General features: G+C 33.8%; 14 protein-coding genes and 1 pseudogene. 6 read left to right on the top strand and 9 right to left on the bottom strand.

Translation table 11 applies throughout. From position 1 onward, the window contains the following. Positions 1-216: 216 nt before the first annotated feature. Together ACYSNW_RS01120 and ACYSNW_RS01125 are read right to left on the bottom strand one after the other, a co-directional pair. The gene (locus ACYSNW_RS01120) at positions 217-873 is read right to left on the bottom strand and encodes a B3/B4 domain-containing protein (protein ID WP_461742473.1); all 657 of its coding nucleotides are present in this window, start codon (positions 871-873) and stop codon (positions 217-219) included. Positions 874-1,085: 212 nt separating this feature from the next. Next, positions 1,086-2,282, bottom strand: a complete 1,197-nt coding sequence (locus tag ACYSNW_RS01125; protein ID WP_461742474.1) for a PucR family transcriptional regulator — start codon at positions 2,280-2,282, stop codon at positions 1,086-1,088. 207 nt (positions 2,283-2,489) lie between these two features. On the opposite strand from ACYSNW_RS01125, the gene ACYSNW_RS01130 reads away from it, so the two are divergent. The 4 genes from ACYSNW_RS01130 to ACYSNW_RS01145 are packed head-to-tail and all read left to right on the top strand — an operon-like array spanning position 2,490 to position 6,961. Then, a complete protein-coding gene (locus tag ACYSNW_RS01130; protein WP_461742475.1) occupies positions 2,490-4,001 on the top strand; it encodes an ABC transporter substrate-binding protein/permease in 1,512 nt (503 codons plus the stop codon). A 12-nt stretch (positions 4,002-4,013) separates the two neighbouring features. Next, positions 4,014-4,748, top strand: a complete 735-nt coding sequence (locus ACYSNW_RS01135; protein WP_461742477.1) for an amino acid ABC transporter ATP-binding protein — start codon at positions 4,014-4,016, stop codon at positions 4,746-4,748. An 18-nt stretch (positions 4,749-4,766) separates the two neighbouring features. Continuing rightward, positions 4,767-5,903: an aminotransferase class I/II-fold pyridoxal phosphate-dependent enzyme gene (locus ACYSNW_RS01140; RefSeq protein WP_461742478.1), complete on the top strand. Its 1,137-nt coding sequence runs from the start codon at positions 4,767-4,769 to the stop codon at positions 5,901-5,903. A gap of 11 nt (positions 5,904-5,914) precedes the next feature. Next, the gene (locus ACYSNW_RS01145; protein ID WP_461742479.1) at positions 5,915-6,961 is read left to right on the top strand and encodes an ornithine cyclodeaminase family protein; all 1,047 of its coding nucleotides are present in this window, start codon (positions 5,915-5,917) and stop codon (positions 6,959-6,961) included. Between the two features lie 110 nt (positions 6,962-7,071). Here the strand turns inward: ACYSNW_RS01145 and ACYSNW_RS01150 are convergent, their stop codons facing one another. From ACYSNW_RS01150 to ACYSNW_RS01180, 7 genes and pseudogenes are all read right to left on the bottom strand, one after another. Further along, the gene (locus tag ACYSNW_RS01150) at positions 7,072-7,353 is read right to left on the bottom strand and encodes a hypothetical protein (RefSeq protein ID WP_461742480.1); all 282 of its coding nucleotides are present in this window, start codon (positions 7,351-7,353) and stop codon (positions 7,072-7,074) included. Between the two features lie 304 nt (positions 7,354-7,657). Next, complete coding sequence (locus ACYSNW_RS01155; RefSeq protein WP_461742481.1) at positions 7,658-8,014, bottom strand: DUF2200 domain-containing protein; 357 nt, start codon at positions 8,012-8,014, stop codon at positions 7,658-7,660. 175 nt (positions 8,015-8,189) lie between these two features. After that, positions 8,190-9,446, bottom strand: coding sequence for an MFS transporter (locus tag ACYSNW_RS01160; protein ID WP_461742482.1), 1,257 nt, complete (start codon positions 9,444-9,446; stop codon positions 8,190-8,192). A 327-nt stretch (positions 9,447-9,773) separates the two neighbouring features. Continuing rightward, a pseudogene (allW, locus tag ACYSNW_RS01165) lies at positions 9,774-11,226 on the bottom strand (allantoin permease). Between the two features lie 495 nt (positions 11,227-11,721). Next, entirely contained in the window at positions 11,722-13,449 is a 1,728-nt protein-coding gene (ptsP, locus tag ACYSNW_RS01170; RefSeq protein WP_461742483.1) for a phosphoenolpyruvate--protein phosphotransferase, read from the bottom strand. Next, the gene (locus ACYSNW_RS01175; protein ID WP_461742485.1) at positions 13,449-13,715 is read right to left on the bottom strand and encodes a phosphocarrier protein HPr; all 267 of its coding nucleotides are present in this window, start codon (positions 13,713-13,715) and stop codon (positions 13,449-13,451) included. The genes ptsP and ACYSNW_RS01175 overlap by 1 nt, the downstream gene beginning before the upstream one ends. 154 nt (positions 13,716-13,869) lie before the next feature. Further along, positions 13,870-14,061, bottom strand: coding sequence for a hypothetical protein (locus ACYSNW_RS01180; RefSeq protein WP_461742486.1), 192 nt, complete (start codon positions 14,059-14,061; stop codon positions 13,870-13,872). Positions 14,062-14,479: 418 nt separating this feature from the next. Here ACYSNW_RS01180 and ACYSNW_RS01185 point away from each other — a divergent pair, with 418 nt between their 5' ends. Together ACYSNW_RS01185 and ACYSNW_RS01190 are read left to right on the top strand one after the other, a co-directional pair. Beyond that, a complete protein-coding gene (locus ACYSNW_RS01185; protein ID WP_461742487.1) occupies positions 14,480-16,726 on the top strand; it encodes an ATP-dependent Clp protease ATP-binding subunit in 2,247 nt (748 codons plus the stop codon). A 523-nt stretch (positions 16,727-17,249) separates the two neighbouring features. Continuing rightward, the gene (locus ACYSNW_RS01190; protein WP_461742488.1) at positions 17,250-17,558 is read left to right on the top strand and encodes a DUF1827 family protein; all 309 of its coding nucleotides are present in this window, start codon (positions 17,250-17,252) and stop codon (positions 17,556-17,558) included. Positions 17,559-17,823: the final 265 nt, after the last annotated feature.

The following is a 17,823-nucleotide window of genomic DNA, read 5'->3' on the forward strand; positions in this document are numbered from 1 at the left end:
TATCAGAGGAAAGATGGCTTGTCAATTAGAAAACCTATTTATTTTTTTCATTTTATTTTATAAATACGAATTGAATCGTTCATACCTTGATAAAAAAATGATGATTTTCAGTGAAAAGTAACAAATGCAAGTACTCGCTAGTGATTCTTTTATTAAAACAAAGTTTCCCAGAAAATAAATGATTTCATGCACTTGTTTTTCTATCAAGAAAAATCATTAAATTGTATATTGTTCTCCAAATACCACTTCTGGGAAAATATTTTGAATAACTTGCTTCGTCTCTTTACTGATTTGTTGCATCTCACTGAATGATTGACCAAAACAATAAACAATCACTAAAGCATGGGTTGTTTTCTCTGAAATCATCGCTCGTTGTGAATCTGAGATTGGACTTCCAAAAGGACCCTGCTCATCACTTAATACTGGAAAATTCTCAATAATAATCAATCCTTTTCCAATTCCTTGATAGCTTTCATTTGCTTGCCCAACTCGATAAACCACTGAATCACCGAGTTGCTCTAAATCATAGCTCCCTACTGGAAGCTGAAATTTCATCGATAGATAATTATTCAAATCCACCAGTGTATTAATTTGATAAAGTCCATTTCCTTTAATAACCCGTCTTAACAAACTATCCGAAGAAGGACGATAACGTGAAGCATCTAATCCGATTGATTTGTAAAATACTTTCGTTTCTTTAATCCGTTTATTTGCTCTTAATGTTTCAAGGGTTTGAGTTTCTTTTATTTCATTCATCAAAGGTTCAAGGGAATCATCCCAAAGAGTAGTGTCATATTTACTATTAGATAAAGTCACCTCAGTGATAATCAAATTGGCTTTTCCTTGTAATTCATTACTTAATTGTATACTCACAAACTATTACCTCCATTTTGTTATTTTATGTCAAAAATTGAATTAATATCGACTGTTTCAATAATCACGCTTTTGTCCATACATCGTAAATGAAACAAAAGCATCGAAATGAGTTTTGCTTCATTTTAAGTATTTTGGAACATCGCATTCACATAATGGGGCATAAATCATTAGAATTCTCCTTTCATAACAGTCATGTGCTAAAAATCAACTCAGAGCAACTCATTAAATTTAAACGGACAAGTTAAATCAGCAATTTTTAATGCTAAAGATAGTTGCTCATAAAGGGAACAATCAGAAATGAACGCGTCATCCCCACTAATTAACTTCTTTATTTTTTGTATTCTATATCGAACCGAATTTTCGTGGATATTCAATGTTTGGGCGATTTTTTTGATGTCGCCCTCTTGCTGGACAAATATTTCTGCCGTTTCTAATAGTCTTCTATCTTTTTTAGAATCAGACTGCACAATTTTTTTAAGCAATTGTTGACTATATGTTGCTAAGACAGGGTCATTTCTATACGGAATCAATAATTGATAAACACCTAATTGATCATAAAAACTCTGATCTAATTGAAAATGTAAGGCATGATGAGCGCTTGCTAAAGCTTCATTTAGTGCCGTTTTAAACGAATACAATAACTGATGTTCATTACTAATCCCACCATAAAATTGCGAAATTGGAATACCGATTTTTTGTAAGATGGCTTCAATTGTTGGGTAATTTTGCCTAGCATTCATTTGACTAGTAGGAGCAATCAATAAAAAAATCCCTTCTTGATATTTAATTCCCTGAACAATCATTCCTAGTTGTTGATAGTTTTTTAGTAAAGAAAACCAATGAGAAAAAGAAATACTTAAATTTTTGGGTAATAAATAGCCAACTTTATAGCGATAAACATACGCATTTTTAAAAAAGAGGGTTTGAACTTGATGGTCTTCAAGCAATAATTCATTTTTTAGAAATCTCGTCAATTGTGATTCTAAGGCTTCTTGTGATTTTTCTAAGGAAATCATCGTGTTTAATTGTAAGATAATATCTTCAAAATGAACTGGAGCATTTTTTCCATAACTGAAGATAGGAAAGCCCATTTCATTAGCATAATCTAGCACTTCTTGCGAAAAAGAACGTAAAAAAATTTTTTTAACAATTAGACCAGATACTCCATCCCGATACAATAATTTCACAGTATCTAATAATAACTCTGGACTGTCTTTCAAAAAATATAAGCTAGTCAAAACTAAGGTGTTTGGATCAAATTTTCTTTTTGGGTTTTCTTTATCTTCATACTCATATTCTAACAAGCCAATTGTTTGAACTTGTTTCAGCGCTCCAGATTTTCCAGCCTCTAACGTTATAAAATCAAAAAAATCATACTGAATCATTTCTTGAATGGAAATACTCATAGCATGACCTCCCTTATTAATAAATATTTATTCATCTTTAGTATTCATTATCTATTCACAGTATACCATTTTTGTAATTTACACAAAATACTTTTTATTATTTGTGAAATTTACAAAATAATAATCGACTTTTCTGCTTTATAATAAAATCAATTTAAAAGAGTTACAAAAAATGAATGAATATTCAATAAGCAACGGAGGGGTAAAATGAAAAGAAGAGGCGTTACTGGATTATTATTCACGTTATTACTGGCTTTTTCTGTATTTTTTTACAGCGAATCTGCCTTGGCAGTACAGGATGATTCTCTGCAAAAAGTATTGGATAGCGGCACACTAAAGGTTGGTACGGCAGCAGATAATCCGCCAAAAGAGTTTATTCGCATGAATAATGGGAAAGAAGAAATTGTTGGTTTTGATATTGATGTTGCAAAACGGATTGCTAAAGAACTAGGGGTCGAATTAGAAATCACAAATATGAAATTTGATGGTTTAATCCCAAGTATCCAGACAAAAGAATTTGATATGGCCTTAGCGGGTTTTAATCCCACACCAGAACGAAAAGAAATTGTTGGTTTTTCTGATACCTATCATAATTTACCTTTTGTCATTTTAACGACTAAAGAAAAAGCTGAAAATTTTAAGTCTATTGATTCCTTAAATGGAAAAGAGATTGCTGCTCAAAAGGGATCTACCCAAGAAACAATTTTAAATGACTATTTACCAAATGCTAAACCAGTAGCATTAGGAAAATTACCAGAAGTAATCGCTGAAATCAATGCTGGAACAGTAGATGCAGGCGTGGTTGGGTGGTTAACCGCACGTAACTACTTGGATGTTTATCCTAATTTAGCTGTGGCAGATGTAAAAATCGATGTTCCAGAAGAAAAAACAGCGCAAGTAATTGCTTTTCCCAAAGAAAGCCAAGCACTTATTCAACGCGTCAATGAAATTATTGTTGAGATGAAAAATGATGGCTCTATGGAGCAATTATTAGAAAAAAATATCCAATTAGCAAATACAACAGATGAACAAGTAAGCACTCCCAATATGTTAAAAACCTATGGTCCAATCTTTCTAAAAGGTGCAGCAACCACTTTATTTGTAGCCTTAATTTGTGTTTTCTTCGGAACTTTACTTGGGATTTTCGTTGCATTATTAAGAATTTCGGCTAATAAGCTCTTAAAAGGGCTTGCTTTAGTTTATATTCAAGTACTGCGTGGGACACCTGCCCTACTGCAAGTCTTTATTTTTTACTTTGGCTTATCTTCCTTGATTCATATCCCATCCATTTATATTTGGGATGTTAATATTGCTCGATTGATTCCTGGCTGTATTGCCTTATCTATCAATTCAAGTGCTTATGTGGCAGAAATTATTCGTTCAGGAATTAATGCAGTTGATAAAGGACAAATGGAAGCGGGCTATTCTCTTGGATTAAACAAGAAAATCACAATGAAAGAAATCATTTTACCACAAGCAATCCGTAATATTTTACCTGCATTAGGAAATGAATTTATCTCTATGATCAAAGAGACTTCATTGCTTTCAGTAATTGCCGTTTCAGAATTGATGTTTGTCGCAGATACAGTGAAAGCAGCCACCTATCGAACGATGGAATCCCTTTTTATTGCAGCGATTATTTATTTCTGCATGACCTGTATTGTCTCTATCGCAATCTATTATTTTGAAAAGAAAATGGGAAAATCAGTTAGAAAATAAGGAGAACTTTTTATGAAACCATTAATCCAAGTGGAACATTTATCAAAAAAATTTGCTGAAAACCAAGTGCTTACCGATCTCTCAACAACTATTCATGCTGGAGAAGTTGTGGTCGTCATTGGACCTTCGGGTTCTGGAAAAAGTACCTTTTTACGTTGTTTGAATTTATTAGAAGAACCAACAAGCGGCAAGATTATTTTTGAAGAAACAGACTTAACTAATCCAAAAGTCAACATTTTTCAAATTCGGGAAAAAATGGGTATGGTTTTTCAATCCTTCAACCTATTTCCTCATAAAACAGTAATGGAAAATATTTGTTTAGCTCCATTAAAATTAAATAAAAAAAATCACGAACAAGCTCAGAAAAAAGCCCATGAATTATTGACTCAAGTTGGCTTAGCAGATAAAGCAGAAGCGTATCCGGATTCCCTATCTGGCGGACAAAAACAACGGATTGCTATCGCGCGTGCATTAGCAATGGAGCCAGATGTTATGCTGTTTGACGAACCAACTTCTGCTCTAGATCCAGAAATGGTCGGTGAAGTATTAGCCGTTATGAAAGACTTAGCTAAAGCCGGTATGACAATGGTCATCGTAACGCATGAAATGGGCTTTGCAAAAGAAGTTGGCGACCGCGTTTTATTTATGGATGAAGGAAAAATCCTTGAAGAAGCAGCACCAGAGCAGCTATTTTCACATCCTAAAAATCCACGTACAATTGAATTTTTAAGTAAAATTCTACATTAAAATTTTTGGAGGCTCATTATGTATATTAAACCTTTTGGTGTTGAGCGTTGGTTATCTTTGTATGAAACCAATGTTAAATACAATTTAACAAGTACCTCAATCATCCCATTTTCACTAAATGAATTGATTGATGTCACTTCTATTGATAAAAAACAAGTTGAAGAAGATATTTTTTCACTAAGATTAAGCTACGGTTCTATTAAAGGAGTACCTGATTATTTAACTGGCGTAGCTAGTTTGTATGATCGAATTACGCCTGAACAGGTAATTTCAACTCACGGTGGAGTCGGAGCCTCTCATTTAACCATGATGACTTTGATTGAACCTCAAGACCATGTTGTTGCTATCTTGCCTGCTTATCAACAAATTTATTCAGTTCCTGAATCGATTGGCGCTCAAGTCGACTATCTATTTTTACAGAAAGACGGAAACACTGATTATTTGATTGATTTAGATCATTTGAATACGATGGTCACGCCAAAAACAAAAGCTATTTGTTTAAATAATCCTAATAATCCTACTGGAGATGTAATTAGTGATGAGATACTGAAAAAAATCGTCGAGATTGCGCGTAAAAACGATGCCTACTTAATTTGTGATGAAGCATATCGCGGATTAGAGCATCGAGAAGGCTTCTCTTTATCTGTTGCGGATGCCTATGAAAAAGGAGTTAGTTTAGGCAGTATGTCCAAAGCCTTTGCCATGGCTGGACTCCGATTAGGTTGGATTGCAACACAAGATAAATGGCTCATTGAAACGGTAGAGATTCATCGTGACTATACCATGATTAGTTGCGGTGGATTAGATGAATATATTGCAGGTTTAGCTTTAAAGCATAAGCAAGTAATCTGCCAACGAAATTTATCAATTGTTCGTCACCGTGTTACTCTTTTTAAAGAGTGGATTGATCAGGAAGCAAAATTATCATGTGTATTGCCAAAAGGCGGAACCGTTGCTCTACCTTATTATGAAAGCCAACTTTCTTCAAAAGAATTTTGTCGCCAAGTGGCCGAACAAAAAAGTGTTTTATTAATGCCTGGAAGTGTCTTTGAACTGGAGAATTGCTTCCGTATGGGGTGTGCTAGAGAACCAGAAGAGACTTTCATAAAAGGTTTAGAACAAGTTTCTGATTTTCTAAAGCAACTGGATAAATAAAGGAGAAAAAAATGACGACTCTTAGAGTGTTAAATCAAACGATGGTAAAAAATGTTTTATCATTAGCAGACACAATTCAAACGGTTGAATCCGTTTATAAAAGTAAAGCTGAGCAAACTAGCACGATTTGGCCCATGATTTTTTATGAATTCGAGCCTGGTCAAGCAGACATGGACATCAAATCTGGTTTTATGAAAGAACTAGGTATTTATGGTTTAAAATTGGTCTCTTGGTATGGTGCAAATCCTAAAAAAAACTTACCTGCCTTATACGGAACAACGATGTTATTTGACGCTGAAAATGGCAAACCAATTGGGCTTGTGGATGCAGAATACATCACTGGCATGAGAACAGGTGCTGCTGGAGCAATCGGAAGTAAGTGGTTAGCAAGGAAAGATTCTGAAACGTTATTGATGGTTGGTACAGGACACCAAGCATTGTTTCAATTATTGAGTCATCTCCTTGTTATGCCTAATCTAAAACAACTTTATATTTGTGATCCGCTAGAACCACAAAATGAATTGAATTTTGTCAAAACATGTAAAGAAAAGCTAAAAGCGTTAGTAAAACAAACTGAGTCTTTTGCAGATGACTATGTATCAACTATTGATGCATTAATAATCGAAGCTTGTGTTGATTTAGCTGAAAAAGTGCCTAAAAGTGATATTATCGTAACGGCAACACCTGCTAGAACGCCCTTTATCAAAGCTAAGTGGGTCAAACCAGGTACTCATTTTAGTTGCGTCGGTGCCGATATGAGCGGTAAACAAGAAGTTGATCAGCAACTCTTTGCAAAAGCGCGAATTATTGTTGATGATTTGCACCAAGCAATCACTGTAGGAGAAACTGAAACAGCTATCAAAAAACAAGTAATCACTGAACAAGAAATTGCCGGTGAAATCGGTGCAGTGATATTGGGACAAATTGAAGGACGACGGACAGCTGAAGAAATCACAATCTATGACACAACCGGAATCGCTTTACAAGATTTAGCCGTCACAAAACAAGTTCTCGATCAAGCAGAAAAAATGGGTATCGGACAATTAGTAGATTTATAAAAAACCTAATTTCATAACATTTATGGTGGGGATTGAAAAAAGGGCGGTAACTTCGAGCCCTTTTTTCTCCAATCTCCTCACGATTCTCAATGTATTTGTACAAATTTTCATCACTTGTTCAAATACATTGATTTATATTCAAACCTTGATCCAACACTGTGAAATTTAACATCCGATAGTTTTGGATTTCTTAAATAGGTTGGCACCATTGAATAAATCGGAGTAATCCCTTGCGTATCCATCAATATTTTTTCGGCGTCCAATAAATCCTGAGTCCTTTTTTCAACCTCTAAAACATCTTCATTATCCGCTTTTTTCAGCAATTCATCGTATTCTTTATTGTTATATTTTCCCCAGTTATATGCAATATCTGAACGAAATAGTCGTAACATACTGCTTTTCTCCTCCAAATCAAAATACCTTTCTAAATCTATTTCTAGTTTCCCTTGATTTTTTCACTATACCAAATTCTAGTCCCTCTATCCTTTTAAACACTTCCTAATAAAAAATAAGCAAAACCATAAAAATCATGTTTCGATTTTTAGGAGTTTTGCTTATTTTATAGCATTATCACACTCTAAGATTGAATCAAAATTATTAGATTCAAAAATGCTGTGGCTACGGTATCAAATCACTATAATCTTCGTGGTTTATGGTTCACAGCTCTGAGTTTAACACTCATAACCTAAATTCGCTTTAGTCATTCTTTCGTAAAATTTTATCCATGCTTTTCCCTTTTGCTAATTCATCAACCAACTTATCCAAATATCGAATTTTTTGCATCAAAGGATCGTCGATTTCTTCCACTCGATAACCACAAATCATCCCTTTAATCAAGAGAACATTTTCATTCATCTGAGGAGCTTCAGCAAAAAAACGTTCCACAGTCACTTTCTTATCTAGTTGCTGTTTTAATGTCTCAGCATTATAACCTGTTAACCAACTAATAATTTCATCTACTTCCGTTTTTGTTCTATTTTTTCGTTCCGCCTTTTTAATGTATAATGGATAAATTGAAGAAAATTCCATTGTAAAAATTTTAGTATTTTTCATTTTTAAACGAACCTCCTAACAGTTATTGTGCTTCTGTTTATAATAACATAATAACTAAAAAACCGGATTAATCAAACATATACGAAAATTGAACTTCGTAAAATGGGGTCCATAACTTTCTCAACGAAACAATTGAAAATTTCATAAATTCTTTCATTTTCTTGCAAGTATCAAATCAATGATGGCTAGAAAACACTGTTTTATCTACCTTTTTAGCAATTTGTTTATTTATCACATAAAAAACAAATGTTCCAAGCAATAAAATAAAAATTGCTAGATCAAATGCATAGATTTTAGTTCCACCACTCAAATCAGAAATATAGCCTGTTAAAGAAGGAACAATTGCTGAAGAAGCCATCCCACAAAAATTGAATACACCGAACATTGTAGCAACATTTTTCTTAGGGGCAAATTGTCCTAACCAAGAAATAATGATTGGTTCAACCGCTAACTTTCCTAAAAAGCCATGCGCCATGATACCAAAAATCACTAAATTTTGATTATGAACATTGATAGTAAATAATAAAGAAACCGCGGCTAATAATTCCAATAAAACAATTAATTGAATTTTTTTCTCTGGGTATTTATCTGCCATTCGACTAAAAATCAAGGCTCCTGGTATCGCTGTAAAGAAAACCAATGAAGAGGCAAAGCCAATCATAACTCCTTCAAAGCCACGTTCTGTTTCTAAAAAATTGGGCAGCCATGTATTAATCAAATAATACGTATACAGTGTGGCAAAATACAAAATATAGGCAGCAATCATTTGTGGTTTGAATAGACTTTTAAACGAATTGTCTTGTGTCAATTTGCCACTATCTGGTTCTTCCATAATCACTTGCTTTTTTTCAGGCTTAACAAAACGGAAAAAAACTAAAATCATTACTACAATTAGAATAGCTGTAACAAAGTACAAGTATTGCCAAGGTAAGATTCCAGAACCAACTAAGTAACTAGCCGAAACCAATCCTAACCCACTCCCAATTGCGGTCCCACTATTAACGATTGCTGTGGCTAAACTTTTTTGCTCAGCAGGAACATACTCAGACGTAAATGAATAGGCAACCCCATAATACGTTCCACTTCCAATTCCAGAAATCAAACTAGCTATATACATAACTGGTAACGTTGTAGCGATTCCGGTAAGTATCGTCCCTAATCCGAAACAAAAAAAACCCGGTATCATAATTTTTTTCTTACCAAAACGGTCAACTAAAATCCCAGATGGAATTTGCATAATTACATAGCCCAAAAAATAAAAACTAGAAATATTTCCTAATTTTGTATCCGATACTCCACCAAAAAATTGACTAATGATTGGATAAATTGGTGTTAAAAGCGTTCGATTTAGCCAGATAACAATCCAACCTAACGTAAGAATGAAGACAATTTGTTTCCAGTAGACTTGTTTCTTTATTTTATTTGAATCCAATTTTTTACTCAGTTCCTTTCACTTTAAAAAAATATTACTACAAAAATCGGTAAATTAATCCCTTTGAAAAATAATAGTTATAATACGCTAAACAAGATATGCTGTAAAAATTTTGACGTATAATCAATAGAATAGCAATTTTTAACTCACTAGATAAGATAAACTTTATTTAATTCACCCAAAATTTTTATGTATTTATCACATTCACTTGAAGTTAAGTCAATCGATAGTGATTGACTATCTATACAATAATATTACGTTGGATGTAACCATTGGGACAGAAGCTAATATTCAAAATGCTTCTGTCCTAATAAAAATAATTCCATATCATTGCTTCAGTTGTTTCTTTCGCTTGATTTTCTTTATTACTAAGTAACTACTCAAAGCAAAGGAAAAACCAACTAGCCAAGAAACATCTGTTGCAAATTTACCACTTAATGAGCAGATAAAACCAATCAATGTCGCAATGTATGCTTGCCAATTAATACCATAATACTGATTTCTACTGTTATTGCCATTAAGATTCATATATAAAGCATCTAAATTTATTTTTTGTTTGGCAATGAAAAAGTAATGGGCAATCATAACGCCAGCAACTGGTCCTAAAATAGCTCCAATCAAATTTAAGAAAATAAAAATACTTTCTTGATTTTCCATCAATTTCCAAGGCATAATCATAAAACTAATGACAGCAGCAATCAGCACCCCTTTTTTATAATCGATTTTTTTAGGAAATAGCGCGCACAACTGATAAGCAGCTGGAACAATATTACCCGTAGCATTCGTAGAGATTGTTGTTAATAACAGGACACCTGTCGCCAAAACAACTGCTGGCAAACTATCCCACTTATTCACAATATTCAAAACATCCCATTCTGGTGCTCCATAATAAATAGAACCACCAATCAAAATCGTTACACTAGAAAAGGCAAAAATCAGATATGAAGTAATCAAACTTGCAGATTGACCAATCATTTGAGCTTTTGAAGAAACCGCGTTTTGAGTAAAATCTGAAACACTAGACCCAGGAGCAGCCCAAACAGAAAGGACAGAATTTATAATAATAAAATAAACAAATAAAGGATGAACACTACGAGTTGCCTCAACCTGATAAGACAAGATATTCCCGATTCCACCACTTTTAGACAAAGCCCAAACCATCATGCCACCGAAAATCAAATAAATCAACGGACTTAAAATAGCCGTAAACCTATTTAAAATAGCTCCGCCGCCTATGCCTATCAAAACATTCAGCAACCAAAATAGGGTAAATGTGATAAAACCTGGCACTGAAAGTCCTAAAATAGACGTAGAGCCACCAATTGTTAAAAATTCAGGCCAAATTTTACCAATTAATATTAATAATGCAATAGAACCAGTATAGGTTTGTAACCCAAACCAAGCAATAGCAGCTATACACCCTCTAAGAAATCCTGGTAGTTTTGCACCAACATTGCCATAAATTGACCGTAAAATGAATCGCAAATGGAATTCCATACTTTGAACCCGCCAGTCCATTGACACTCATGAAAAGTGATACAACAATCGAACTAATAATAATAGCAACTATAATATTAATCGGTGACAATCCTAAAAATAAAAAACCGCCTACTGCAGCATAATTAGGGATATTGTGAACAGAACCCATCCACAAAGTAAAATAATTAGCTGTTTTCATATTGCGTTTTTCTTTTGTTTTGGGTAATAAATCGTCAGAATAACCTCGTTTTTTAAATTGTTGAACTTCTTCAGAAGTAACTTCATATATTTGTTCTTCCAAAATACACCATCCTTTTACATTAAAATTAATAAGTAAAAAATAACCATTTATAACAAACATTAACAATCAAAATAATATTTAAAACCAGAAAGTATTTGTCCTATTTGGACAAACTATTTTTTTAAAACTAAAATCATTAAAAAGAAGAAACTAAACTATTTTTCTCCATCAAGCTAACAGTTACTCTTATACACAGAAAAAATAAGAACTGCTGTCAAATCAACAAGTAAACAAGAGCTAGTGTCTTTTCATTTTCTAATTGTTTAACCATTTGTTTATAATGCATAATTGATTGTAACAATTTATAGAAGTAAAAGCAATAATGGTTTTAATCTAGATTAAAATAACAAAAAAATAAAGATAGAGAGCGTAAAAAAACAATCAATATCTTTCAGTTTGTATTACTTTTCACTTTAAAAATTAGTCAATGATTCCACTAAAAAAAGCGCCCGCCATTCAGAATATATTCTAAACAGCTGACGCTTTTAATTATTATTATTTTGTAAATTCTTCAACTAATTCAATAACTTCTTCCATTGTATCGCAATCATTTAAGGCGCGATCTGCAAGTTCAGCCATTTTTTTAGTATCCAAACGTTTCATTAAGCTACGAGTTCGTAAAATTGAAGTCGCACTCATAGAGAATTCATCTAAGCCCATACCAACTAGTAGCGGTACAGCCATTTGATCTCCACCCATTTCTCCACACATACCAGTCCATTTACCTTCAGCATGAGATGCATCGATTACATTTTTGATTAAACGTAAAATTGAAGGATTGTATGGTTGGTAAAGGTAAGAAACGCGCTCATTCATACGATCTGCTGCCATTGTGTATTGAATCAAATCATTTGTTCCAATACTGAAGAAGTCTACTTCTTTAGCAAATTTATCAGCAATCACTGCTGCTGCTGGAATTTCAATCATGATACCAACTTGAATCGTATCAGAAACTGCTGTTCCTTCAGCAACTAATTTTGCTTTTTCTTCTTCAAAAATTTGTTTCGCTGCTCTGAATTCTTTCAAAGTAGCAACCATTGGGAACATGATACGTAAGTTTCCATGAACAGAAGCACGTAATAACGCACGCATTTGTGTACGGAACATTTCATCGCCACGTTCTGATAAACTAATACGTAATGCACGATACCCTAAGAATGGGTTCATTTCATGAGGTAATTGAAGGTAAGGTAATTCCTTGTCTCCACCGATGTCCATTGTACGAACAACAACTGGTTTACCTTCCATTCCTTCAAGAACTGCTTTATATGCAGTATATTGATCATCTTCAGTAGGGAAATCAGGAGAATCCATGTACAAGAATTCTGTACGATACAATCCAACTGCTTCCGCGCCATTATCACGCACACCTACTAAATCTTTTGGTGTTCCGATATTTGCTGCTAATTCAAAATGTTTTCCATCAGCAGTTTCTGTTTTCGCATGTTTAAGTTTTTCCCACTCAGCTTTAAGATCCGCATAAGCATTTCCTTTAGCTTCAAAATCAGCTTTTTCAGCATCTGTAGGAGCTAAAATAACTTCACCATCAATACCATTTACAGCTAAAATATCGCCCGCTTTAACTTTGGAAGTAATTTCCATTGTTCCTACAATCGCAGGTATTTCTAAAGAACGAGCCATAATTGCTGAATGAGAAGTACGTCCGCCAATGTCCGTTACAAATGCTTTTACATAAGTACGGTCTAATTGAGCAGTATCACTCGGTGTTAAATCGTGAGCAACAACAATCACTTCTTCGTTAATCATTGATGGGTTTGGTAAAGTTACTCCTAACAAGTGAGCCATAATACGCTTAGCAACATCACGGATATCTGCAGCACGTTCTTGCATGTAGGCATTATCATCCATAGCTTCAAACATACCGATATACATATCTGTTACATCTTTCAGTGCAGATTCTGCATTGACTTTGTTATCTTGGATCGCTTGTTTGATTTGACCAATCATTTCAGGGTCAGCTAGGACCATCAAATGGGCATCAAATACTTGAGCTTCTTCTTCACCAAGACTTTGTGCTGCTTTTTCTCTGATTGCTTGCAACTCAGTAGTTGATTTTGCAAGAGCTTCGTCAAGACGACTTTCCTCAGCTGCCACATCCTCTACTGTTGTTTTGCTAAACGACAAATCAGGTTGAACTAGCAGGTAAGCCTTCGCGATAGCAACACCATCACTTGCGGCAATTCCTTTTAGCATCTCTGACATTATTCTGACAATCCTTCTTTTTGCATCGTTTCAACGATTGCAGCGATAGCATCCGCTTCGTCAGCGCCTTCTACAGTGATTGTCACATCAGAACCTTGGCCAACGCCTAGAGACATAACGCCCATAATTGATTTAAGGTTAACAGATTTCCCTTTGTACTCTAAGTTAATATCAGAGTTAAATTTGCTTGCAGTTTGTACCAATAATGTAGCTGGACGAGCGTGAATACCTGTTTCTGCTACAACGTGAAAATCTTTCTTTTCCATATAAATCGGTCTCCTTCGTAAGTAAATATTTTTTTATGTTAGGGTTTTCTTTTTTTCTGTAATTCACAAAAATAGAGCAAAAAAGACCCTTTCAACTGTTAAGATTACCATTTTTTAAGCCTAGATACAACCGTTTTAGTATTTTTTTATTTGATTATTCTTCTGTTTTAAGATAACGATAAATAATTCGTCCATTTAAACCAGCTTCGCCAACTATATTTACCCGATCTGACAATTCTTTCCAAACTTCGCGAAAAGCTAAAAATTCATTCGATTCTACAACAATTTCATCAATCGAACCGTTCCTTAAAGCTTCAACTTTTTCTTCAAAAGAATTTTCACTCATTTCTATCACTACTTTCTAAATAATGTTTGTTTTTCAATGTAATTGTATGACAAAAAAAGAAGAATGTCTAAATCCTTTCCCTTTTCCAAAAATCTATCCGAAAACAATTGAACTTCTTCACAGTTGATATGATTCGATAGTCATTAATCAAAAAAAATTAACTTTTTTACCCAATCACCAAACATTCTCAAGTATTGCTAAATCATCAAATTTCTCTTATTTCATAATGATTACCTAAAAAAACAACAATTCTAACTTTTAAACTTTCAAATAGTACGAAGTAATTTGAAGTTCAATTACTTGATTCTTCGTTTAAACATGATATAATTATTTCAAAGGTCAAAGATGGTCAACTTTTTTTCTTGCCCCTTTTTCCTTACAACTCAGTCTTATATTTTGAAAGGACGTGTTCTATTATATGATGTGTCAAAATTGTCAACAAAATAATGCTACTATTCATTTGTACGCAACTGTAAATGGTCAAAGAAAACAATTAGATTATTGTCAAAGTTGCTATCAAAAGTTAAAAGCGCAAGCAAATAATACACAACCAACAATGTCGCAACAAGATCCTTTTGGTTTTGGAAGTTTAGATGATTTATACCGTTCTTTATCTCGTCAAATGCAACAGCAAGAAAATCCATATAATCAAGTTCCTCCAACTCAATTTGGTGGTTCGAATGGTATTAACGGCGGACAACCTCCCCGCAATAATCAAGGAAATGGTTTGTTGGATGAATATGGAATTAATATCACCGAAGCCGCTCGTAATGGAGATGTCGATCCTGTAATCGGCCGCGATGAAGAAATCAAACGAGTGATTGAAATCTTAAATCGTCGAACAAAAAACAATCCTGTTCTAATTGGTGAACCCGGTGTCGGTAAAACAGCCGTCGTCGAAGGTTTAGCACAAAAAATTGTCAATGGTGATGTGCCTCAAAAATTATTAGATAAGGAAGTGATTCGCTTAGATGTTGTGTCTCTTGTTCAAGGAACTGGTATTCGTGGTCAGTTTGAAGAACGGATGCAAAAGCTGATTGAAGAAGTTAAAAATGCAGAAAATATTATCTTGTTTATTGATGAAGTCCATGAAATCGTTGGTGCAGGTTCTGCTGGTGACGGTAATATGGATGCAGGAAATATATTAAAACCTGCTTTAGCTCGTGGTGAATTACAGATGGTTGGTGCTACAACCCTAAATGAATATCGAGTGATTGAAAAAGATGCTGCCTTAGAACGACGCATGCAACCTGTCCGAGTGGATGAGCCTTCTGTTCCAGAAACGATTGCTATTTTAAAAGGATTGCAAAACCGTTATGAAGATTTCCATCATGTAAAATATACTGATGAAGCGATTAAGGCTGCAGCAACGCTTTCTAATCGCTATATCCAAGATCGCTTTTTACCCGATAAAGCAATTGACCTCTTAGATGAATCTGGTTCTAAAATGAATCTAACGATTCAAGTCGTTGATCCAAAAATCATTGAACAAAAATTAATTGATGCAGAACAACAAAAACAAACGGCTTCATCCGAAGAGGATTTTGAAAAAGCAGCTTATTACCGTGATCAAATCAATAAATTGCAAGTGATGAAAGAAAAACAAATCACTGATGAGCAAACACCTGTGATTTCTGAAAAAGATATTGAACAAATCGTTGAACAAAAAACAGGTATCCCAGTTGGTGATTTGAAAGAAAAAGAACAAACACAATTGAAGAACTTAGCTCATGATTTAAATGAACATGTGATTGGTCAAAAAGATGCTGTAGATAAAGTTTCAAAAGCAATTCGTCGCAACAGAATTGGCTTAGGTAAACAAAATCGACCAATTGGTTCCTTCTTATTTGTTGGACCAACTGGAGTCGGCAAAACGGAATTAGCTAAACAACTTGCGCAAGAACTATTTGGCTCTCAAGAAGCAATGATTCGCTTTGATATGAGTGAGTACATGGAAAAACATAGTGTGGCTAAACTAATTGGGTCACCGCCAGGTTATGTTGGCTACGATGAAGCGGGTCAACTAACAGAAAAAGTTAGAAGAAATCCTTACAGCTTAATTTTATTGGATGAAATCGAAAAAGCACATCCAGACGTGCTGCATATGTTCTTACAAATTCTTGATGATGGCCGCTTAACAGATGCTCAAGGTCGAACAGTCAGCTTTAAAGACACCATCATTATTATGACAAGTAACGCTGGAACTAGTAAGATTGAAGCCAACGTTGGTTTTGGCGCTGCTAGAGAAGGGATAACACGATCTGTTTTAGGGCAGTTAAATAATTTCTTTACCCCTGAATTCCTAAATCGTTTTGATGGAATCGTTGAATTCAAATCCCTAAGTAAAAAAGATTTGATGAAGATTGTTACATTGATGTTAGCTGAAGTAAATCAACAACTAGCTTACCAACATTTAGTCATTACCGTTTCTGATGAAGTAAAAGAAAAATTAGTTGATTTAGGATATGATCCTACTATGGGCGCTAGACCTTTACGTCGAACAATTCAAGAACAAATTGAAGATGGGATTGCTGAATTTTATTTAGATCATCCTCAAGAACATCAATTGTTTGCTACCTTAGATAAAGATAAAAAGATTATTATCTCTAGTGAAAATACGGAACTAACTGAAAAAGTATCTGAAATAGACACGATAGAAGACTAAATTTCAGAGTATAACAAGAAAACCTCTCTTTTTTAATACTAAATGATACCTACTTGCTACTTTTCAAAGTTGAGGTAATAAGTAGGTATTGTATTCTCAAGGTTTGTTTATTTTAGTCACTATTTTTGTACAACCAAAACATAATCGCATAGAGATAAGCAATTATGTTTTGGTTGATAAAATGAATAACTTTGAACAAATTATCGAATTTCTGATTGCCTTATATCGTTTATTCGGTTTTAAAAGATAGACAAATAGAGCCTAACATTTTTGCTCAAGCCTATCTTCTAAAATCAAATAAATATGGATAGCTTAACCTCTTTCACTTTATTTCACAAACTTGCTAATTTTATTTATTCTTTTTTTTAAACAAAAAAGAACAAGTGTCATTTTTCCAAGCAAAGTTCTTTGTAATTTGGCCAAAAAAAATTATAATATAATTATAAGACTAATATAAAATATTAACTTTGCGTATTTTATGTTGTTATCGAAAAAAAAATCAAAAGGAAATTGAGGTGATTCAATGAAATTAGTCAATGTAACAAATAGTTATAAACGTTTAGTCAATAAACAATTAGAAAATACTGATGCGTATTTTGTGAAGGTCTATTCTGCTGGCAATACAACGGTCACTTACAGTGAGGCTGAAACCCATTCAGAAATTTTGATTGTAAACAAAAAACGCTCCATTCGAAAAACGGAAGCCAATGAAATTCTTGCTTATTTTCTAAAACGTATCCCAAAAGAAAAATACCATAAAGAAGACATCTCCATCATCCACTTACCCCATGCAATAGAAATTTCTATTCCGATAAAAGATTTAACTGCTTAATAAACTGTATAGAACATAAGAAAGATGTCTTCACACTTTTTTATGTTCTATACAGTTTATTCTTTCCTCTTCAAGAAGATTATGTCTTCATCTACCCTTATTCTGAAAAAAACTGGAAATTAACAAGTAGACAAAATTCTTTAGTGAGGTTGGGACAAAAGCGTTTAGCTCCGAGAAATTAAGAAGGAATTTCTGAAAATTGCTCTTCAAATTTTTGGTAAATTTCGGCTTATTTCTGAAGGAGCTGCTTTTTCACCACCGTTTG

The sequence above is a fragment of the Enterococcus sp. LJL99 genome (genome assembly GCF_054871725.1).